Genomic DNA, 20,681 nt, shown 5'->3' on the forward strand with positions numbered 1-20,681 from the left:
CCATGACGACCGACCGCCTGTTGAAACTGCTGGCCTGGCCGGCGGCGATCTGGATCGCCTATGAGCTGACCTGGTACCAGCAGTTCAAGCTGACCGGCAACGAAGGCTCGGTCATGCTCTTCACCATCCTGTCCGACTGGCTCGGCACCCCGGGGGGCGAGAAGCCGTTCCGGCTGTTCGTCGCCATCCTTGAAATCTTCTGCGCTGTCCTGGTGCTGATCCCGCGCACGCGGATGGTCGGCGCGGCGTTGTCACTCAGCACCATGTCGGGCGCCATCTTCTTCCATGTCGTCAGCCCGCTCGGCATCGATCCCTATGGCGATGGCGGCACGCTGTTCAAGGAAGCGGTCTTCACCTGGTTCATGGCGGCCTTGGTGTTGTTCGCGCATCGCGAGGAAGCTTTCGCAGCCGTCGCCTGGATGCGCGCCCGCCTTCTGCCGCAGGCGGCCTGAGCGTCATGGCGCCCGTCACCCTGAAGCGCCCGCCGCGCGACCTGCGGCTGGATGTGCTGCGCGGCTGGCTGCAGGTCTCCATCTTTATCGCCCATGCCTTCGGCGCGGTGTTCTTCTGGGGCATCCATGCGAGCTGGGGAGTCTCGGACAGTTCGGAGCAGTTCGTGCTGCTCTCGGGCCTGGCGCTGGGTTCCGTTTTCACGCTGAAGCGGGCGCGGGACGGGTTTGGCGCGGCGCTGCGCGACCTGATGGGGCGGGTGCGGAAGCTGTACCTGACGCATCTGGTGGTCTTCGTGCTGTTCGCCGCCATGGTCTTCTGGGCGCGCATGACCTCCCCGGTGCCGCCGGAGGCGGTGGGCTGGGGCTGGCTGGCGGAGGACCCGCTGCGCGCCATCGCCGGCACGCTGGTGCTTCTGTATCAGCCGGCCTTCATGGATATCCTGCCGCTGTTCGTTTTCTGCATGCTGATGCTGGCGCCCTTCCTGTGGTTGCTGGAACGGATCGGCGACTGGGCCTTGCTGGCGCCCTTCGGCCTGTATGCGGCGACGCAGATTTTTGGGCTGACCCCGCCGGGCCTCGGCGGCACCGAGATCGGCTTCGATCCCTTCGCCTGGCAGGTGCTGTTCCTGCTCGGCGCCTGGTGTGGCCGGCGGGCGCTGCTGGGGGCTGCCCCCTTGCCGCGGCATCCGGCGCTGTTCTTGCTGGCGGCGGGGGTGGTGGCCGCGGGCCTGTGGGTGAAGCTCGGCCATTATGGCTGGACGATCCCGGCGCCCGCGCTGCTGGAGAATGCGGCGCACAAGCCGATCCTCGGCCCGCTGCGGCTGGCCCATGCCCTGGCGCTGGCCTGGCTCGTGGCGGTGCTGGTGCCGCGGGAGGCGCCCTGGATGCACGGCGCGGTGCCGCGCGTGCTGGCGCTGATCGGGCAGCACAGCCTGCATGTCTTCTGCCTGGGCCTGTTCCTGTCCTGGGGCGTGGCCACCGCGCTGGCGGTGCACCCGGCCGGCGCCCTGGGGCTGGAACTGGTGCTGATTCCCGCCGGCATCGCGGCGCTGGCCGGCTTCGCCGCCATGCTGGACCGGCGGCGGCAGCCGGCACGGCGCACCGCCTCAGCGTGAGGCGGCGAGGCGGAGTCCGAGACCGATCAGGATCGCGCCCACGACGGTGTCGATCCCGGCCTTGGCCCGCCGGTAGGCGGCCTGGATGGGGGCGAGGGAGAACACCAGGGCCAGGCCGCAATGCCAGCCGGCGGACAGGATCGCGAGCAGCAGCACCGCCGCCGCATGCACCCAGCCGGGCGCGTCGCCGGGCAGCATGACGACGAAGATGCTGCCGAAGAAGGCCGCCGCCTTCGGGTTGGTGATGCTGGACAGATAGCCGCGCCGCAGCGCCGCCCAGCCCCCGTGCGTCGCGCCGGACAGCGAACCGGGCGCCGGTGCCGGGCGACGTGCCCCGGCGATCATCTGCACCCCGATCCAGACGAGATAGGCCGCACCCGCAAGCTTGATGGCGATGGTCAGCCAGGCGAGCTGGGTGAGCAGGCCGAGCCCCAGCATCGCCACCGTCGCCCAGGTCATCGTGGCGGCGGCGACGCCGAGGCCGGTCAGGACACCCGCCTTGCGCGACACGGCGATCGAGGTGGAGGTGATGACCACCCAGACCGGCCCTGGGCTCAGGCAGGCCAGCAGGAACACGCCCGCGATCCCGCCCAGGACGATGAGATGCTCCATGTCGTCAGCCTTCTTCCAGTAGCGGCTCGGCCGGATCGAACACCTCCCCGGTGCCGCCATCGGTCAGGCCGATGTCGGTCAGATGCGGCCCGGCATTGCAGGCGAGCGAAATGCCGGTGATGCCGCGGAAGATGCGATAGGGCGGCTGCCAGTCGCAGACGCGGTCCGCCGCGGCGCGCAGGGCGGAAAAATTGCGGGCGGTGAGGGCGGGGGGCGTCTCGGCCAGCAGGCCGGCGATGGGCAGCGGCAGCAGCGCCGTCACCGCGCCGTCCTGCGCCACCGCCATGCCGCCGCCCGCCGCGATCACGGCATTGGCGGCGGCGGTCATGTTCTCCGCCGTGTCGCCCAGCACCAGCAGGTTATGGCTGTCATGGGCAATGGTGGTGGCGATGGCGCCCCGCATCGCGCCCCAGCCATCCGTCAGGCAGGTTTTTGGGAGTGCCGGCGCGCGGCCATGGCGGTGGATGATGGTCAGCACGGCATGGCCGGGCGGCATTTCGGCCACGCCATCCGTCACCTTGACCGCCGCCTCGCCCCATTCGGTGAAGCGGGACCCGATGATGCGGCGCAGCCTCGCCTGGCCATTCCGGACGCCTTTCACATGCAGCCGAAAGGCATCCGGCGTCTGCGGCGCAAGCTTCATCGTATGCGTGGGCGCATCCACGCGACGCGCTGGCGCCGTCACCAGCGCGCCGCTGCGCGCGACAACCACGCCATCGACCAGCACGCGATCCACCGCGACCGTGGCGAGGTCCGACAGCACCACGATGTCCGCGCGCCGCCCTGGCGCCACCAGCCCGAGATCGTCGCGCTTCAACCGCATCGCCGCATGCAACGTCGCCAGCCGGATCGCCGAGATGGGCGACAACCCGCGTGCGATGACCCGGGCAATCGTGTCGCGCAGCCCGCCCTTGGCGACCAGTTCGTCCGGAAAAATGTCGTCCGTCGCCAGCACGAGGTTCACCGGCAGCAGCGGCAGGGTGGCCAGTGCGGCGACGGCGCCGGGCAGCACCTGGTCGTGGCTGCCGCGCAGCTCCACCGTCAGCCCCGCGCGCAGTTTCTGGAGAAAATCCTCGGCGGCGGTGATCTCGTGGTCGGAGGTGACGCCGGCCGTGACATAGGCCTGCAGGTCCGCATGCAGCAGCCCGCGCGCATGGCCGTTGACGTTCTTGCCCGCTGCCATGCCGGCGCCGACGATGCCCGTCATATGCGCCGTGCCGCGCAGTACGCCGGGCATGTCCATCACCTCCGCCACCCCGACCACCTCCGGCCAGGACAGCATTTCGGCCATTTCCGCCGCGCCGATATCCGCGCCGGCCAGTTCCAGCCCGGGGGCGGAGGGTACGCAGGACGGCGCCGCGACCAGCGTCCGCAGCGGCAGGTCGCGGGAGGCCTCGACGGCCCAGCGCACGCCCGCCACGCCCAGAACATTGGCCAGTTCATGCGGGTCCCAGACGCAGGTGGTGGTGCCGGCGGGGACCACGACGGCGGCGTAATCCGCCGGCGCCATGCAACTGCTCTCATAATGCAGATGGCTGTCGATGAAGCCCGGCGCCAGGAAGCGCCCCGCCACATCCTCCACTCGGGCGGAATCGGCCCGCTCGCCGGGCGGATGGACGGAGGCGATCAGCGGCCCGACGATGCCCACATCCGCCGCGCGCAATTCGCCCGTCGCGACATCCACCAGGATGCCGCCCACCAGCAGCAGGTCGAAGGGCGCCGAGCCGCGCGCGGCCTGGACGGCGCGGGCGCGGATGGCGGGATCGACGGCCTCGCTCATCGCGCGGCGCGCCCGGCGCTGAAGGCCAGCGTCATCTCATCGGTCCGCGCCTCATAGGTGAAGCCGCGGCGCAGCGCCCAGGTGTTCACCGGGAAGTACAGCGGGATCAGCGCCGTCTGGTCGACCAGCGCCATCCGCGTCGCCTGCTGCGTCAGCGCGCGGCGCTGGTCGTCATGGATGGTGGTGCGGGCGCGCTGGATGATGGCGTCGATCTCGGGGTTGCTGAACCGCCCGCGATTGGCGGTGCCGAGGCCGAGCGTCGTGTTCCAGCTATGGATCTGCGTCTCCAGCATCCCCAGCAGTTCCGGATTGGGCGAGAAGCCGGCGAGGTTCACCGAATAGCGCAACTGCGCCGCCTCGCTCAGCCACATGGATCGCGTCTTGGTCTCCACCGTGGTCGCCAGGCCGAGGCGGGTCCACATCTGGGCGATGGCCTGCACCACCTGCTCGTCATTCGGGTAGCGGTCATTCGGGCCGTTGATCTGCACGGCAAAGCCGTTGGGATAGCCTGCCTCGGTCAGCAGGCGCCGCGCTTCCGCCAGGTCGAAGGGCGGCGGCGTCATATCGGGGGAAGTGCCGAAATAGCCGGGCGGGCCGAGGTCGCCGGCCGCCAGCGCCTGACCCTGCATGGTGCGGCTGACGATGGCATCCCGGTTGATGGCCAGCGACAGGGCGCGGCGGACACGCGGGTCGCGCAGCGGATTGTCGATGCGCGCGCCGTCGCGGCCGCGGATGAAGGGGCTGTCCACACGGTCGCTGTCCAGCGTCAGGAAGATCAGGCGGTTGGAGGGGCTTTCGGCGGTGGCGAAGCGCGCCGTATCGGCCTTGAAGCGGGTGAAGGCGTCGGAGGGCACGATCTCGATCATGTCCACATCGCCGGCCTGAAGCGCGGCGGTGCGGGCGCCGGCATTGGGGATGGGGCGGAATTCCACGCGCTGGAAGGCGGGGGCGGCGCCGGCGAAGGCGGGGTTGCGCTCCATCACCACCGGGCTGCCCGGCTGCCAGGAGACATGGCGGAACGGCCCGGTGCCGACCATGGCGCGGCCGGCATTGTAGTCCGCCGTGCTCGCACCCTCCCCATGCCGCTTGGAGACGATCATCACCAGCGCCAGGAAGTTCGGCAGCAGCGGTGTCGGCTGGCTGGTGCGGATGTGGATGGTGGTCGCATCCACCGCCTCCACCGCCGTGATCGGCCGCGTGGCGTAGCGGAAGGAGGAGGGGGAGTTCGGCACGTCCCCGGCGCGGCTGATGGTGAAGGCGATATCCTCCGCCGTCACCGGCGCGCCGTCATGGAAGCGGGCGGCGGGGTTGAGCTTCACCTCCCAGGTCAGCTCGTCGATCGGGCGCAGGGATTCGGCGATGGCCGGACGCAGGTCCTGCTTCGCGTCCTGTTCCATCAGCGGTTGGAAGACGTGGCGCGCGAAGGCGATGTTGGTGATGAGGCTGGCGAAATGCGGATCGAGGCTGGTCGGCCCGGCCTCCACGCCGATGCGGATATTGTCCTGCGCCAAGGCCGGGGTGGCGATCAGGGCGGTGCCGAGCAAAGCGGCGCGAAGCTGGCGGATCATGCGGCGTGGTCCTCGGCGGGAAGGGGCAGGCAAAGGTGATGCGGCACCGTCCCGGCCTCCGGCAGCCAGCCGGCGGGGGAGGGGCGGAAGATGGGGGTGGCGAAGGCGGCGCGGGTCGGGATGGTGACCGGCCAGGTGGCCTGCCAGCGATGGCCCTGTGCCATGGCGACCAGCAGCCCCACGGGCGTGACGCCGGCCGCGGCCAGCAGATCGAGTCCCGCCAAGGCGGAGGTCCCGGTGGAGATCACATCATCCACCAGCAGCACGCGCCGCCCCGCCAGCCGGTCCAGGATGCGGGGATCGAGCCAGAGCCGGCGCGGGGTGGGGGAGGTGATGGAATGGACCGGCACGGAGAGCCGTTCCTCATACCAGCGTTTCCGCGACCAGCCGGGCGCCACCCAGTTCGCATGGCCCAACGCTTCCGCCACCAGGGGCGCGAAGACCTGGCCGAGGCTGGGCAGGCCGACCACCACCTCGGGCTGCAAGGGCCGGGCGGCCTCCGTCATGAAAGCGGCGAGGCGGCGGATGACCGGAAAACTGGCCTGGTTGGCGATCAGCCCGGCCACGGCGAAATCCGAGAAATCGCGCAGCGGCAGGTCCAGCACCGCGCCATCCGGCATCGGTGCCGGGTAGCTCTCGCGATAGGGCGCGCGCGAGGCCGGCGGCGCGCCAAAATGCTGCCAATACGCCATCCGGGATCCATTGGGTGTGCGGCGGCAAACTGCCATGCTCGGCGGGTCAACCGCAACCGGCGGAGCGCGTGCCGCATGCTGCCCAACCTGTTCCACGCCCAGGCCTGCAACAACGCCTGGTCCAACCACCGCCTGCTGAAGGCCTGCGCCGGGTTGGCGCCGGAGGAACTCGCCGCCCCGCGCAGCGGCTTCTTCCCCAGCCTGATCGCGACGCTGAACCACATCCTCATCGTCGACTGGTTCTATGTAGATGCGCTGGAAGGCGGCTGGCTCGGCCCGGCCGCCTGGGCCGACCGAGTCCCCCATCCGGACCTTCCCGGGCTGCGCGCGGCGCAGGCGGCGGTGGACCGGCGGCTGGTGGCGCATTGCGCCGGGCTGGACGACGCAGCGCTGGCCGCCATCGTCCGCGTGAACCGCGACACGCGCGTGCAGGAGGAACGGCGCGACCGGCTGCTGCTGCACCTGTTCCAGCACCAGATCCATCACCGCGGCCAGGCGCATGCCATGCTGTCCTCCACCCTTGTGAAGCCACCGCAGCTCGATGAATTCTATTCGGTGGCGGAGGCGCCGCTGCGCGCCGCGGAATTCGCCGCATTGGGGTTTTCCGAGGAGGCGATCTGGGGGCCAGGAAATGCTATGCCGCCTGCCTCCACCGCCTGAGGCGCGCGCACCTTGCCCAGCCCCGACGACTTCGCCTCCCGCCTGCCGGAACTGACCGCCTGGCGCCAGGATTTCCACCGCCATCCGGAACTCGGTTTCGAGGAACACCGCACTGCCGCCCGCGTCGCCGAACGGCTGCGCGGCTGGGGCATCGCGGTGACGGAGGGCATCGCCGGCACGGGCGTGGTCGGCACCCTGCAGGGCCGTCCCGGTAATCGCGCCATCGGGCTGCGCGCCGATATGGACGCGCTGGCGATGACGGAGGCGACCGGCCTGGACTATGCCAGCGAGACCCCCGGCCGGATGCATGCCTGCGGCCATGACGGCCATACCACCATGCTGCTGGGCGCCGCCGAATGGCTGGCTTCGAACCGCCACCGCTTTGCCGGCACCGTCCAGCTCATCTTCCAGCCGGCCGAGGAATCGCTCGGCGGGGCGCGGGTGATGGTGGAGCAGGGGTTGTTCGAGCGCTTTCCGGTCGATGCCGTCTACGGGATTCACAACCTGCCCGGCCTGCCGCTCGGCACCATCGCCGTGCCGAAGGGGCCGGTGCTGGCGAGTTCCGACACCTGGGAGGTCACCTTCACCGGCGCCGGCACCCATGGCGCCAAGCCGCATCTCGGCACCGATGCCACCCTGGCCGCCGCGCAGTTCATCACCGCCCTCCAGGCCATCGCGGCGCGGGAGGTGGACCCGCTGGCCACCGCCGTGGTCAGCGTCGGCCATATGGCGGCCGGCAACCCGGCGGCGCCCAATGTCATCCCCGCCACCGTCTTCCTGAAGGGCACCGCCCGCGCTTTGACCGAGCCGGTGCGCGGCCAGATCGAGGCCCGCATCGGCGAGATCGCCCAGGCCGTCGCCACCCTGCACCGGCTGCGGGCCGAACCGCGCTACATCCGCCGCCTGTCCCCCACGGTGAACCACGCAGCGCAGGCGGCGGTGATGGTGCAGGCCGCCACCGGCACGGCGGCGGCGGTGCAGGACGACCATCCGCCGATCACCGCCGGGGAGGATTTTTCCGAGTTCCTGGCGGCGCGCCCCGGCGCCTATGCCTGGCTCGGCACGGGCGACCCGGCGCATCCCGAGGGCGTCCATCACAATCCGCATTTCGACTTCGCCGATGCCGCGCTGCCGCATGGCGTCGCCTTCTGGTGCAATCTGGTGGAGCGGGAACTCGCATGAGCGCGCGGCTGACGATCATCGATTGCGACCCGGGCACGGATGACGCCATCGCGCTCTGGCTCGCGCTGGCCGCGCCGGAGTTGGATGTGCGGCTGGTGACGGTGGCCGGCGGCAATGTCGGGCTGGCCTCCACCACGACCAATGCGCGCGCCATCGTCGGGCTGACCGGGCGGGACATCCCCGTGGTGGCCGGCGCCGAACGCTCCCTGATGGCGCCGTTCCGCTTCGAGACGGCGGTGCATGGGCAGGATGGGCTCGGCGGCGTGACCTTGCCGGTGGGCCCGCCGCTGGCGCCCGGCATCGCGGCGGATGCGATCCGCGACCTGCTGCGCGCTGCCGCACCGGCCTCCGTCACCGTCATCGGCCTCGGCCCTGTCACCAACCTGGCGCTGGCCTTCGCGACGGAGCCGGCGCTGGCGGGTCGGGTGGCGGAGATCGTGCTGATGTCCGGCGCCTGGTCCGAGGGCAACATCACCCCCGCCGCCGAATTCAACGCCTGGAACGACCCGGAGGCGCTGGCCATCCTGCTCGGCCTGGGCTGCCAACTCACCATGGCGACGCTCGACCTGACCGCCCAGGCTTTTGTCACGCCCGAGGTGGTGGCGGCGCTGGAGGCGCGGCCCGGCGGCGCCTGCTGGCGCGCGGCCACCGCCATCCTGCGCGCCCTGCCACCCTCCCGCCGCATGGGTTTCCGGGGGTTTCCGCTGCACGATCCCTGCGCGGTCGCCTGGCTGCTGGCGCCTGGGCTGTTCGGCGCGAAGGAGGCGCAGGCGGAGGTGGATTGCGGAACCGGCCCGGGGCGTGGGCGCACGGTGATCGACCGCTGGCAGCGGCTCGGCCGGCCGCCGAACCTGCGGCTGCTGGAAACGCTGGATGCGGCGGGCTTCTTCGACCTGTTGGCGGAGCGCATCGCGACGCTGCCCTGATCCTCTTCAGGATGCGTCAATGCCGGCGGGGCCACTCTACGCGGCTCAGGATCAAGGGGCGACAGCGTGATGAACCGGCCAAGGCCCCTTTTGCGGCTGCTGATGCTCGCCCTGTTGCCGGTGCTCGGTGCCTGCGCCGGCATCACCCGCAATGCCGTGCCGACCGAACTGGCCAATGAGGCGCAGCCGCTGGGCATCCCCGGCCTGCGGGTCTGGGGCGATGTGCTGGAACCCAATGCGCTGGATGCGCTGGTGGCGCGCCAGGCCGGCATCCTGCGGACGCGCTACGGCGCGCAGGCGGCGGCGGGGCAGATGCCGGTGCTGCACTACCTGGCCTTGTCAGGCGGCGGGCCGGACGGGGCCTTCGGCGCGGGCGTGCTGAAGGCCTGGTCGCAATCCGGCACGAGGCCGCAATTCGCCGCCGTCGCCGGCGTCAGCACCGGGGCCATCATCGCCCCCTTCGCCTTCCTGGGATCGGACTACGATCCGGTGATCGAGGAAATCTACACCACGCTGCGCACCAGCCAGGTCGCCCGCAGCACCGTGCTCAGCGGCCTGGTCTCCGGCGTGGCGCTGACGGATACGACAGGGCTGGCCAACCGCATCGCCCATTACGTCGATGCCGCGCTGCTGGCGAAGGTCGCGGCGGAATACCGGCGCGGCCGGCTGCTCTTCGTCGGCACCACCAATCTCGACTACGGCCGCCCGATGATCTGGAACATGGGCGCCATCGCCGCCTCCGGCCATGCGGGCGCGGTGCAGCTGTTCCGCGATGTCATCCGCGCCTCCGCCGCTGTGCCCATCGCCTTCCCGCCGGTCTTCATCCCGGTGCAGACCGCCGATGGGCGGCGGTTCGACGAAATGCATGTGGATGGCGGCGCCACCTCCCAGGTCGTGCTGATCTCGCCGCAGGTGCCGATTGCGGCGCTGACCCGGCAGCAGATCGGCCGCAACATCGACCGGCGGATGTGGGTGATCGTCAACAACCGGGTGCTGACCGACCACGCGCCGGTGCGGCCGCGCATCTTCTCGGTCGGCGGCGCCTCGATCAGCGCGCTGATCCGCGGCAGCGCCATCGGCGACCTGTACAAGCTTTTCCTGATCGCCGAGCGGGACGAGGTGGAATTCCGCGCCGCCTGGATCCCGCGCCAGGTGCCCTGCACGGCGACCGAGGAATTCGACCCGGTCTATATGCGCTGCCTGTTCGACTTCGGCGCGGCGGAACAGCGGCGTGGCGCCTTGTGGAGCGACCTGCCGCCCTATTTCGTCCGTCCGCCGCTATCGCCCATGCGCGTGGGCAACGCGACCAACTGATAACAGCGGACCGGTCTCTTGGCCGGTCCGAGCGGCCGAACGGCCGCCGCCGCTGATGCGGCGAAGCCAAGGAAACCGGAGGTTTCCGCCCGGCGATTGAGGGGACCGGAGCGGTCACGCGGAAGGGCCGCTGTTATGACCCCGGCCTCAGTCGCCGACGCCCTGCAGGCGCCGTCCGCGGGGCAGGTTGCCGGCGTCGTTGTGCGGGGTGCGCTCCAGCGGCGCCTCGATCAGCGGCAGGGTGGCGGCGGCGGTTTCCAGCACCAGGCGCAGCGACTCCGCCGGGTCCTGCTCGGCATGCAGGTCCTTCTGCAGGGTCTCCGTCAGCGTGCCCAGGCGGCGGGCACCCAGCGTGCGGGCAGCGCCCAGCATGCGATGCGCGGCATGGCGCAGGCGGGGAATGTCGCTGGCGATGCCCGGCACGGAAAGGACCTCGTAGCCGAAGCGCACCTCGGCGACGAATTCGGCGATCACAACCTCCGCCGTCGGGCCGAGATCGGCGGCGAGGTTGCGCAGCGCCGAGGGGTCCAGCAGGGGTTGCTGTGCATCGGAGGAGGGGGTGGTGCTGCTGCCCGGCATCGAATCGCCCGCCGCAAGGCGGGCGACGGCGGCCAGAAGGGATTCGCGGTCGATCGGCTTGGCCAAGTGCCCGTCCATCCCGGCGGCGTGGCAGGCCGCCACCTGTTCCGGCAGGGCGGAGGCGGTAACGGCCAGCACCGGCACGCGGCGCCGGGCGGTGTCCAGGCCGCGGATGCGGCGCGTCGCCTCCAGCCCGTCCATCACCGGCATCTGCACATCCATCAGCACCACGTCATAGGCTTCCCGCTGCACCGCCGCGAGCGCCTCCGCGCCATCCGCGGCGCTGTCGACACGATGGCCGGCGCCGACCAGCATGGCGCGCGCGACCATCCTGTTGGCGGCGACGTCGTCCGCCACCAGGATCCGCAGGCTGCGCCCCTGCAAGGCCATGGCCGAATCCGCCAGCGTGGTGGTGGAGGGCAGGGCCGCCGCCTCGGGCAGGGGCACTTCCCTGAGCGGCAGTTCCACCCAGAAGCGGGCGCCCTGGCCGGATTCACTGTCGCAGCCGATGCGCCCCCCCATCGCCGCGGCGAGGCGGGCGGAAATCGCCAGGCCGAGCCCGGTGCCCGCGCCATCCTGGCCCGCGACGGGGAAGAGCTGGGAGAAATCCTCGAACAGCAGGTGCCGCTTCTCCGGCGGCACGCCGGGGCCATTGTCCGCAACCTCCATCCGCAGGCCCTGGCGACCATCCGGCATCGGCCCGGCGCGGAATTCCACACGGCCGCCGGGGGGCGTGAATTTCACCGCATTGGAGAGCAGGTTCAGCAGCATCTGCCGCACGCGGGTGGCATCCGCCTCCACTGCCGCCGGCGTGCCGGGGGCGATGTGGAGGTCCAGCGTCATGCCCTTGCGGTCCACCTCCGGCGCCAGCAGCCCGGCGCAGGCCTCCAGCAGCGGCCGCACCGCGACATGGCGCAGATGCAGGTCGAGCTTGCCGGCCTCGATCTTGGACAGGTCGAGCAGGCTGTTCACCAATTCCAACAGGTGCCGCCCGGCCTCATGCAGGGTCACCACCTGGTCGCGCTGTTCCTCGGACAGGTTCGGGTCGCGCAGCAACACCTGGGCAAAGCCGAGCACGCCGTTCAGCGGCGTGCGCAATTCATGCGACATGCGGGCCAGGAACTGGCTTTTCGCCTCGCCGGCGGCGCGGGCGGAATCGCGCGCCTGAGCCAGGTCGTCCATGGCGCGCTTCAGCGGGGTGATGTCGGTGCGGATGCCCACCGTGCCGCCATCCGGCGTGCTGCGCTCGGTGATGAGCACCCAGCGGCCATCCGGCAGCAGCCGCTCGATCGGCGGGTTGTTGGCGTGGCGCAGATTGTCCATCTCGTCCACGAAGGCCTCGATGTCGCCCACCGCCTGCGGATACTGCCCGCGCTTGGCACCTTCCCGCATGATGTCGCGGAAGGCCGCGCCGGCTTTGATGAAGGGTGCCGAGATCGCGTAGAATTCCTTGTAGCGCTGGTTGCAGGCCAGCAGCCGGTCGTCCGGGCCGAACATGACGAAGCCGTCCGACATGCTTTCCAGCGCATTCTCCAGCGTCGAGCGCCAGCGGGAGCGTTCGGCCTCCACCTTCTCCCGCTGCCGCAGGCCCAGCAGCAGGGCCGCGGCCAGCGCCAGCACCAGGGCGGCGAAGGCGGCCGAGACGATCAGCGCCCTTTCGCGGTCGGTGCGCCAGCCTTCCAGCGCCGCCGCCAGCTCGATCGTGGTGACGATGGAGAGCGAGGGGTAGAGGGTGGGGCGCACCGCCACCAGCACCGGCTCCTCATTGAAGCGGCTGCGCGCCTGCGCCAGCCCGGCGAGGGTGGAGGCGGGTTGCGCCAGGCGGCGGCCGATGCGGGTCTCGTCATGCGGCAGGGCGGCCAGCAAGGTGCCGTCCTCCCGCTCCAGCGTGATGCGCAGGCCGGGGGCATTGCCGCCCACTGCCAGCAGGCTGCCCACCATCGGCACCGGCACTTCCGCCACCGCGGTGATCTGGCCGAGCACCGGCATGGTTACCGGCCGGGCGAAGAACAGCGCCCATTCGCCGGTCGCCGGGTTCTGCACCGGCCCGCCGATCATCACGCTGCCGGCATTCGGCGTGGCATCGGTGAAGGCGGCGCCGAGCGGCAGCGGCAGCGGCCGGCGGCGTGAGACGGAGAGGGAGGTGGTGATGGGCATCCCATCCTCCCGCACCAGAAGCACGTCGCGGAAGGTGAAGTTCTGGTTGTTCAACTCCCGCATCACGCGGCCGGCGGCATTGGCGTCGAAGCGCCCGTCGCGGGCATAGGGGGCGAGGATGGCGGGCAGGCCCGCCAGCATCGCATCCACCTGCACGAAGCTGCGGTTGATGGAGGATTCGACCGCGCGGCTGACCCGGTCCGCCGTATCGGTCGCCGCCGTCAGCGCCGCACCGCGCGAGCGGTCGAGCAGCATGGCCGTGGCGACCACCTGCGCCAGAAGCAGCAGGATCGCGGCGGCCAGGACGGCGAAGCGGAGGCGGCGGGCGGTGGACATCTACTCGGGCCGCGCCTGGATACCCAGGGCCGGCGCGAGATACGCATTCCAGGCGTCGACGCAATCCAGGCCGCAGCGATTGACCCAGCGCGGCAGCACCACCTCGGTCAGCAACCGGCGCCGACGCTCGTCATCGGCGGCGCTCACCGGCACCACCGTCATATTGCCGGGCCGGCCGGCAGTGCAACCGGGCCGGCCCGCATTGCAGGCCAGGCCCTCGCCGGTCTCCCGGTCCGCCGCCGCCCAGATCTGGTGTTCGAGGTCGCGGATCCCGCCGCTGATGATCTGCCGGATATCGCCCGGCAGAGCCGCCCAGGCGGTGGCATTGGCGCCGAAGATGGAAATGCCCCAGGCCAGCGCCATGGCATGCACATGGGTGGTGATCTCATGCAGTCCGATCGCATTGCCGGACAGGGTGCCGGTGATGGCGCATTCGACCACGCCGCCGCGCAGCGCCTGCGCCACCTCGGCGAAGGGAATCACCACAGGCGTCGCGCCCAGCGCCTGGAGCATTTCCGACTGCCCGACCGAAGATGAACGGATGCGCCGTCCCGCCAGATCCGCCAGGCCCGCGAAGGCGCGGGTACAGAAGACCACCTGTGCCGGATAGGTGTAGATGCCCAGCAACTCGATCTGGTAGCGCTCCCGCAACACCTGCTCGATATGCGGGCGGAAGGCGGCGACCGTCTGTCGCAGGCTGGCCATGTCGGGGGCCAGCGCCGGCAGGTCCACCGCGTTGAATTCCGGTTCCTCGGTCGAGACGATGGCAAGCAGCGCGGTGCCGAATGGCACCACGCCGAGCCGCATCAATTGCAGCATTTCCTGCCCGCGGATGCCGCTGCGGTCGAAGGGGGCGATTTCCGCCTGCACGCGTCCATTCGTCATCTCGGTGATGCGGCGGCGCCAGAAAGGCTCCTCGTAGCGCACATACTGGCTGACATCGGCCAGGCCGCCGACGATCTTCAGGCGAATGCCCGGCGCCTCCGCCTCCGCCGGTGTCTGGGCCATGGCCGGGGGCAGACTCAGCGCCACCCAGGCGAGCAATGCGGCGGCGAGGCGGCGGGGCGATATCGTCCGCATGCAGGGCTCCAGAAGCTGCGAAGGTCCGGCTGAAGCGGACGGACCATGGCGGCCAGATGCACCGCCACCCGGGACCTTATAGCAGGATCATTAACTGATGCGGCAACCAGAACGCGAGTGATTCCTTCAGGAATCGCGTATTTTTCCCTTGCGGGCGGTTTTGTGGTGCCTGTCTCATCGCCAGGGCAGCCGGATGCGGCAGCCCCCGTCGCGCGCCGGATCGTCGCAGTCCGCGACGCGGCCTTCCATTGCCCGCGGCGCATGGATGCCCGTTCAGGCAAGCACGTCGCGCAGCCAACCCTCGGCCTCGACCGGCAGTTCCGACCAGGCTGCTCTTGGGCCGACCCCGGTCACCAGCAGCAATCCTGTCCGGTCGAAGCCGCGTCGCGCCAGGGCGCGGCGGAAGTGGCTCAGCATATAGTCGGGCGACAGGTCGGTGGAGACCAGGATCGCGTCCTCCCCCAGCGTCCAATGGGCGTCGGCGATTTCCCACACCGCGTCACGCACCGCGGCACGCATCGTGGAGGCCTCATCGGCGTCCGGCCCGGCATCCGGGCGGTGAATGACGATGGACAGGGTCATCAGGCCCTCCGCGCCGGCAAAGGCGGATCAATGACAATGCCACCTTGTATGCGCCCGGCGCCTTGCCCGTGCAATCGGGCACGGTCCTGGCCGGATGGGCGGAAGACGGCGCCCCCCGGGGGCTGGATTCCATCCGGTGACGCGGCGATGCTGTCTCGCCATGTCCCATACCCTGATCGCCAGCCACCGCGGCGGCCTGTTTCTCTGGCCCGAGAACAGCGCCACCGCCTTCCGCCACACGGCCCGACTGGCCGTGGAGCAGGCGGAATGCGACATTCACATGACGGCCGATGGCCAGCTTCTGGTCATGCATGACGCGACGCTGAACCGCACCACCGATCGCACCGGTCCCGTGGCGGCGCTGACGGCAGCGGAGGCAGCCTGCGTGCGGGTGCGCGGCACGGCGGGGGAGGCGCCGCCGACCCTGGCGGACTACCTCGGCATCCTTGCCGGCAGCCCGGTGGCGCCGCGGATCGAGATCAAGGCGGATGCCGCGGGACGGCCCTATCCCGGTATCGTCCCCGCGACGCTGGCCGCGCTCGACTCGGCTGGCGAAAGACGGCGGAGCTGGATCATCGGCTTCCACGCGGACACCATGGCGCAGGCGCAGCGCGCCGGCGGGCTGGCAGGGGTGGCCTGGCTGCTGGAACTGGCGACCCTGCGCGACATCGGGCTGGAGGGCCTTATTGCCGTCGCCCGCGCCCATGGCTTCCCCGAGATCGGCCTGCATGAAAGCGCCATCGACGCGGAACTGGTGGCGGCGCTGCGCCAGGCCGGACTCGGTATCGGCACCTGGGGCGCCAACCACGCGCCCAGCATCCGCCGCATGCTGGGCCTGGGCATCGACATCTTCGCCACCGACGACCCCCCGCTGGCGATCCGGCTGCGCGCGGAGGGCTGAGCTTCACGGAAACGCGTCGTTGCGGCGCGCGGCGAAGCGGCCCTAAGCTCCCTGCAACGAGAATGGCGTTCAGGGGAGCGCGTCCAGGTGCAAGTGGAGACGCCGATTCTGGCGGTGGATGGCGTCAGCCTGCGCTTCGGCGGGGTGCGGGCGCTGACGGATGTGTCCTTCGTCGTCAGGCCGGGGGAGATCTTCTCCATCATCGGGCCGAACGGCGCCGGCAAGACCTCCATGGTCAATTGCATTTCCGGCCGCTACCGCCCGACCGAGGGGCGGATCAGCTTCGACGGCGCCGATATCACGCGGTTGGGTCCCAATCGCCGCGCCGGCCTCGGCATCGGCCGCACCTTCCAGAACCTGGCGCTGTTCGGGCACATGACGGTGCTCGACAACATCATGGTCGGCCGCCACCACCTGCTGAAATCCGGGGTGCTGCGCGGCATGCTCTACTGGCTCGGCGGCGCGCAGCGGGAGGAGCTGGCGCATCGGCGCGAGGTCGAGGAGATCATCGACTTCCTGGAGATCCAGCCCGTTCGCAAGGCCATCGCCGGCACGCTGCCCTACGGGCTGCGCAAGCGGGTGGAACTGGCCCGCGCGGTGGCGCTGAAGCCCAAGCTGATCCTGCTGGATGAACCCATGGCGGGCATGAACCTCGAGGAGAAGGAGGACATGGCCCGCTTCATCACCGACCTGAACGCCGAATGGGGCATGACCGTGCTGATGATCGAGCACGACATGGGCGTGGTGATGGACATCTCCCACCGCGTCATGGTGCTCGATTTCGGGCGCCGCATCGCGGAGGGCACGCCGGAGGCGGTGCTGGCGCATCCGGAGGTCCGGCGCGCCTATCTCGGCGAGCCACTGGACGCGCCGGAAGCGGAGCCGGTGGTCGCATGAGGGCGCCCGCGCTCGACACCCTGCCCAAGCTGCTCGCACGCAATGCCGCCGAGCATGGGGCGGATGTGGCGATGCGGGAGAAGCAGTTCGGCATCTGGCGTTCCTTCACCTGGGCCGAGGTCCAGGCACGCACCGAGGCCATGGCGCTCGGCCTGCGCAGCCTCGGGATCGAGGAGGGCGATGTGGTCGGGCTGATCGGCGACAACCGGCCCGACTGGGTGATGGGGGAGATCGCCGCCCATGCGGTCGGCGCGCGCAGCCTCGGCCTGTATCGCGACGCGCTGGATGAGGAGGTGGCCTATCTGCTGGCCCATGCCGGCGCGCGGCTGGTGCTGGCCGAGGATGAGGAGCAGGTGGACAAGCTGCTCAACATCTTTGCGGAAGTGCCGACGCTCCAGCATGTTATCTATGCCGATCCGCGCGGCATGCGGAAGCATGACGATCCACGGCTGATGTCGCTGGAGGCGCTGCTGGAACGCGGCCGCGCGGCGGCGGAGCCGGGGCTGTATGAGGCGCTGGTGGCCGGCACGGATGGCGAGAATGTCGCCATTCTATGCACCACCTCCGGCACCACGGCGCGGCCGAAGCTCGCGATGCTGACGGCGGGCGCGCTGATCCGCCATTGCCGCGCCTATCTGAAGGCGGACCCCAAGGGGCCGATGGACGAATACGTCTCCGTCCTGCCGCTGCCCTGGATCATGGAACAGATCTACGTGCTCGGCTGGGGCCTGATCGCCCGGATGAAGGTGAACTTCGTCGAGGAGCCGGAGACGATGATGGCCGATTTCCGCGAGATCGGGCCAAGCTTCGTGCTGTTCGCGCCGCGCATCTGGGAACAATTGGCGGCCGAGGTCCGGGCGCGGGTGATGGATGCCTCGCCGTTGAAGCGGCGGATGTTCGACCTCGGGCTGAAGCTCGCCGCCGGCGGGCCTTCGCCGCTGGCCGACCTGCTGCTGTTCCGCGCGCTGCGGGACCGGCTCGGCTTCTCCAACCTCACCTCCGCCGCGACCGGCGGGGCGGCGCTGGGGCCGGAGACCTTCCGCTTCTTCCAGGCGATGGGCGTGCCGATGCGGCAGCTCTACGGCCAGACGGAATTGCTGGGCGCCTATACGCTGCACCGTGCCGGGCAGGTGGATTTCGACACGGTCGGCATGGGCTTCGACGAGAGCATCGAAATCCGAATCGACGGGCCGGATGCGAATGGCGTGGGGGAGATCGTCACCCGCCACCCGAACATGTTCTCCGGCTATCTGGGTGCCGAGACGCCGGCGGATATGCGCGATGGCTGGATGCATACCGGCGATGCCGGCTATTTCGACAAGGCCGGCCAGCTTGTCGTCATCGACCGCATCAAGGACATCGCGGAGACCGCCGGCGGTGATCGCTTCAGCCCGCAATATATCGAGAACAAGCTGAAATTCTCGCCCTTCGTGGCGGAGGCGGTGGTGCTGGGGGCGGGGCAGGCGCATCTGGCGGCAATGATCTGCATCCGCTTTCCCATCGTCAGCAAATGGGCGGAGCGCAGCCGCATCGCCTTCACCACCTATTCCGACCTGGCGGCGCGGCCGCAGGTGCTGGACCTGCTGCGGGCGGAGGTGGCCAAGGTGAACGAACGCCTGCCACCCGCGCAACGGCTGCGCGCCTTCATCCTGCTGTACAAGGAGCTGGATGCCGATGACGGGGAGCTGACGCGCACCCGCAAGGTGCGGCGTGGCGTGATCGCGGAGAAATACGGCGACATCATCGACGCGATCTATGCCGGCGCGGCGACGATCCCGGTGGATACCACCATCGCCTTCCAGGACGGCACCACGCAGCGCATCCGCACCACGCTGCCCGTCATCCGCCCCGAAATGGCCGAGGCCTGAGGAGGACGCCATGGACACCGCGCTGCTGCTGCAACTGACGCTGAACGGGCTGATCGTCGGCGCGCTGTATGGCGTGGTCGCGATGAGCTTCGTGCTGATCTACAAGGCCTCCCAGGTGGTGAATTTCGCGCAGGGCGAATTTCTGCTGGTGGGCGCCTGGGTCTGCTGGTGGTTCCTGACGGAATGGCAATTGCCCTTCTACGCCGGCTTCCTGTTCACCCTGGTCTTCATGATGCTGTTCGGCCTGGTGCTTCAGGTCGTCGTGTTGCGGCCGCTGATCGGGGAGCCGGTGATCAGCGTCATCATGGCGACCATCGGCCTCGGCATCTTCTTCCAGGCGCTGATGAAGTGGATCTTTGGCGTCTTCGCCAAACCCTTCCCGCCGATCTTCGCGATGGAACAGGTGCGGGTGCTGGGGCTGGAGGTGCAGACGGTCTACCTGGCGAGCCTCGGCGTTTCGCTGCTCATCATGGCGGGGTTCGGCTGGTTCTTCAAAGCCTCGAAACACGGGCTGGCGATGCGGGCCACGGCCTTCGACCAGCAGGTGGCGCAGTCGCTCGGCGTTTCCGTGCCGAAGGTGTTTGCGATGTCCTGGGCGATTTCGGCGGTGGTGTCGGCCGTTGCGGGTGTCGTGGTGGGCGTGGTGAATGGCGTGTCCTCCGCGCTGTCCTTCTATGGCATCAAGGTCTTCCCGGCGGTGATCCTGGGCGGGCTGGATTCCATCCTGGGTGCGGTGCTCGGCGGCGTCATCGTCGGGCTGCTGGAGAACTGGGCGCATTACATCGACAGCCAATGGCTCAACTGGGGCAACATGTTCCAGATCGCGCCCTTCTACGCGCTGGTGCTGATCCTGCTGATCAAGCCCTACGGCCTGTTCGGCACCAAGAATATCGAGCGCGTCTAGCATGACCGCACTCACCCCCTGCGGCGATTGGCGCGCCAGCTACGCCGCCGACACCACCATTTTCCCGACGCGCAACAGCCGCATCGCGCTGCTGGTCGGGCTGGCATTGCTGTGCTGCGCGCCGCTGGTCTTCGGCCGCTACGAATTGTCGCTGCTCATCAATATCGGCTTCCTCGGCATCGCCGCGCTGGGGCTGAACATCCTGGTCGGCTTCACCGGGCAGATCAGCATCGGCCATGCCGCCTTCTTCGGCCTTGGCGCCTTCGTCTCGGCCTATCTGCATGAGCGCTACCATGTGCCCGTACTGCTCTGCATCCCGATCGCGGGCCTGGTCACCGCGGTCATCGGCCTGGTCTTCGGCGCGCCGGCGGCGCGGTTGAAGGGGCTGTACCTGGCCATCGCCACGCTGGCGGCGCAATTCATCCTGGAGGACTTCTTCGCCCGCGCGCAGTGGTTCACCGGCGGCGTGGCGGGGCGGATGACGGAAAGCCCGGTGCTGTTCGGCCTCGCCTTCGATCGCGACGAAAGCTATTTCTATCTGACGCTGGCCTATGTGGTGGTGATGTTCCTCGGCGCCGCGAACCTGATGCGGTCACGCGACGGGCGCGCCCTGGTCGCGGTGCGGGACCACTACCTTTCCGCGGAGATGATGGGCATCAACCTCGCCTATTACCGCACACTGAGCTTCGGCATCGCCAGCCTCTATGCCGGCATCGGCGGCGCGCTCTATGCGCACTACCTGCTGTTCGTCAGCGTGGAGGCCTTCAACATCCTCTTCTCCATCCAGTTCCTCGGCATGGTCATCATCGGCGGGCTGGGCAGCGTGATGGGCAGCCTGATGGGCGCGGCCTTCATGGTGATGCTGCCGGAGGTCACCCAATGGGGCGCGGACCTCCTGGCCGGCAGCGCCATCGACCGCGCGCTGAAACTCGGCGCCAGCATCTCCTTCCTGCGGGAGATGGTGGTGGGCGCGGCGATCATCCTGTTCCTGATCTTCGAGCCCGATGGGCTCGCAAGGCGTTGGCGCCTCATCAAGGCGTATTGGAAACTCTACCCGTATTCGCACTGAACCAAGG

At 69.8% G+C, this 20,681-nt stretch carries 18 protein-coding genes; 11 read left to right on the plus strand and 7 right to left on the minus strand.

The window, feature by feature from the left end:
* Positions 1 to 2: 2 nt before the first annotated feature.
* Complete coding sequence (locus tag JJQ90_RS15220; RefSeq protein ID WP_216876827.1) at positions 3 to 452, plus strand: DoxX family protein; 450 nt, start codon at positions 3 to 5, stop codon at positions 450 to 452.
* Between the two features lie 5 nt (positions 453 to 457).
* Positions 458 to 1,567, plus strand: coding sequence for an OpgC family protein (locus JJQ90_RS15225; RefSeq protein WP_216876829.1), 1,110 nt, complete (start codon positions 458 to 460; stop codon positions 1,565 to 1,567).
* Here JJQ90_RS15225 and JJQ90_RS15230 read toward each other — a convergent pair.
* Genes JJQ90_RS15230 through JJQ90_RS15245 form a run of 4 tightly spaced genes read right to left on the minus strand, consistent with a single transcriptional unit; the run spans position 1,559 to position 6,219 of the window.
* Positions 1,559 to 2,179 (minus strand): LysE family transporter, encoded by a 621-nt coding sequence (locus JJQ90_RS15230; protein WP_216876831.1) that lies wholly within the window; start codon positions 2,177 to 2,179, stop codon positions 1,559 to 1,561. The two genes, JJQ90_RS15225 and JJQ90_RS15230, sit on opposite strands and share 9 nt — an antisense overlap.
* Before the next feature lie 4 nt (positions 2,180 to 2,183).
* Positions 2,184 to 3,959, minus strand: a complete 1,776-nt coding sequence (locus tag JJQ90_RS15235) for an adenine deaminase (RefSeq protein WP_216876832.1) — start codon at positions 3,957 to 3,959, stop codon at positions 2,184 to 2,186.
* Complete coding sequence (locus tag JJQ90_RS15240; RefSeq protein ID WP_216876835.1) at positions 3,956 to 5,527, minus strand: ABC transporter substrate-binding protein; 1,572 nt, start codon at positions 5,525 to 5,527, stop codon at positions 3,956 to 3,958. Before JJQ90_RS15240 ends, JJQ90_RS15235 begins: the two co-directional genes overlap by 4 nt.
* Positions 5,524 to 6,219 carry a phosphoribosyltransferase gene (locus JJQ90_RS15245; RefSeq protein ID WP_216876837.1) on the minus strand — a complete coding sequence of 232 codons (696 nt, stop codon included), beginning with the start codon at positions 6,217 to 6,219 and terminating at the stop codon, positions 5,524 to 5,526. Before JJQ90_RS15245 ends, JJQ90_RS15240 begins: the two co-directional genes overlap by 4 nt.
* Positions 6,220 to 6,294: 75 nt before the next feature.
* On the opposite strand from JJQ90_RS15245, the gene JJQ90_RS15250 reads away from it, so the two are divergent.
* The 4 genes from JJQ90_RS15250 to JJQ90_RS15265 all read left to right on the plus strand — a co-directional run bounded on the left by JJQ90_RS15250 (position 6,295) and on the right by JJQ90_RS15265 (position 10,301).
* The gene (locus tag JJQ90_RS15250; RefSeq protein ID WP_216876839.1) at positions 6,295 to 6,879 is read left to right on the plus strand and encodes a DinB family protein; all 585 of its coding nucleotides are present in this window, start codon (positions 6,295 to 6,297) and stop codon (positions 6,877 to 6,879) included.
* Between the two features lie 12 nt (positions 6,880 to 6,891).
* The gene (locus tag JJQ90_RS15255; protein ID WP_230410696.1) at positions 6,892 to 8,061 is read left to right on the plus strand and encodes a M20 aminoacylase family protein; all 1,170 of its coding nucleotides are present in this window, start codon (positions 6,892 to 6,894) and stop codon (positions 8,059 to 8,061) included.
* A complete protein-coding gene (locus JJQ90_RS15260; protein WP_216876841.1) occupies positions 8,058 to 8,987 on the plus strand; it encodes a nucleoside hydrolase in 930 nt (309 codons plus the stop codon). The genes JJQ90_RS15255 and JJQ90_RS15260 overlap by 4 nt, the downstream gene beginning before the upstream one ends.
* A 69-nt stretch (positions 8,988 to 9,056) precedes the next feature.
* A complete protein-coding gene (locus JJQ90_RS15265) occupies positions 9,057 to 10,301 on the plus strand; it encodes a patatin-like phospholipase family protein (RefSeq protein ID WP_216876843.1) in 1,245 nt (414 codons plus the stop codon).
* A gap of 147 nt (positions 10,302 to 10,448) precedes the next feature.
* On the opposite strand, the gene JJQ90_RS15270 is transcribed toward JJQ90_RS15265, so the two are convergent.
* The 3 genes from JJQ90_RS15270 to JJQ90_RS15280 all read right to left on the minus strand — a co-directional run bounded on the left by JJQ90_RS15270 (position 10,449) and on the right by JJQ90_RS15280 (position 15,035).
* Positions 10,449 to 13,373 carry an ATP-binding protein gene (locus tag JJQ90_RS15270; protein ID WP_216876845.1) on the minus strand — a complete coding sequence of 975 codons (2,925 nt, stop codon included), beginning with the start codon at positions 13,371 to 13,373 and terminating at the stop codon, positions 10,449 to 10,451.
* The gene (locus JJQ90_RS15275; protein WP_216876847.1) at positions 13,374 to 14,453 is read right to left on the minus strand and encodes a TRAP transporter substrate-binding protein; all 1,080 of its coding nucleotides are present in this window, start codon (positions 14,451 to 14,453) and stop codon (positions 13,374 to 13,376) included.
* 273 nt (positions 14,454 to 14,726) lie between these two features.
* Positions 14,727 to 15,035 (minus strand): hypothetical protein, encoded by a 309-nt coding sequence (locus JJQ90_RS15280; protein WP_216876849.1) that lies wholly within the window; start codon positions 15,033 to 15,035, stop codon positions 14,727 to 14,729.
* Positions 15,036 to 15,195: 160 nt separating this feature from the next.
* Between JJQ90_RS15280 and JJQ90_RS15285 the strand changes: the two genes are divergently transcribed.
* The 5 genes from JJQ90_RS15285 to JJQ90_RS15305 all read left to right on the plus strand — a co-directional run bounded on the left by JJQ90_RS15285 (position 15,196) and on the right by JJQ90_RS15305 (position 20,674).
* Complete coding sequence (locus tag JJQ90_RS15285; protein WP_216876851.1) at positions 15,196 to 15,936, plus strand: glycerophosphodiester phosphodiesterase family protein; 741 nt, start codon at positions 15,196 to 15,198, stop codon at positions 15,934 to 15,936.
* An 87-nt stretch (positions 15,937 to 16,023) separates the two neighbouring features.
* Positions 16,024 to 16,833, plus strand: a complete 810-nt coding sequence (locus tag JJQ90_RS15290) for an ABC transporter ATP-binding protein (RefSeq protein ID WP_216876853.1) — start codon at positions 16,024 to 16,026, stop codon at positions 16,831 to 16,833.
* Entirely contained in the window at positions 16,830 to 18,701 is a 1,872-nt protein-coding gene (locus tag JJQ90_RS15295; protein WP_216876855.1) for an AMP-binding protein, read from the plus strand. Before JJQ90_RS15290 ends, JJQ90_RS15295 begins: the two co-directional genes overlap by 4 nt.
* A 10-nt stretch (positions 18,702 to 18,711) precedes the next feature.
* A complete protein-coding gene (locus JJQ90_RS15300) occupies positions 18,712 to 19,605 on the plus strand; it encodes a branched-chain amino acid ABC transporter permease (protein ID WP_216876857.1) in 894 nt (297 codons plus the stop codon).
* A 1-nt stretch (position 19,606) separates the two neighbouring features.
* The gene (locus JJQ90_RS15305; protein ID WP_216876859.1) at positions 19,607 to 20,674 is read left to right on the plus strand and encodes a branched-chain amino acid ABC transporter permease; all 1,068 of its coding nucleotides are present in this window, start codon (positions 19,607 to 19,609) and stop codon (positions 20,672 to 20,674) included.
* The last annotated feature ends 7 nt before the right edge of the window (positions 20,675 to 20,681 follow it).

This window comes from Falsiroseomonas oleicola (genome assembly GCF_019029495.1).
Taxonomy (GTDB): Bacteria; Pseudomonadota; Alphaproteobacteria; order Acetobacterales; family Acetobacteraceae; genus Falsiroseomonas; species Falsiroseomonas oleicola.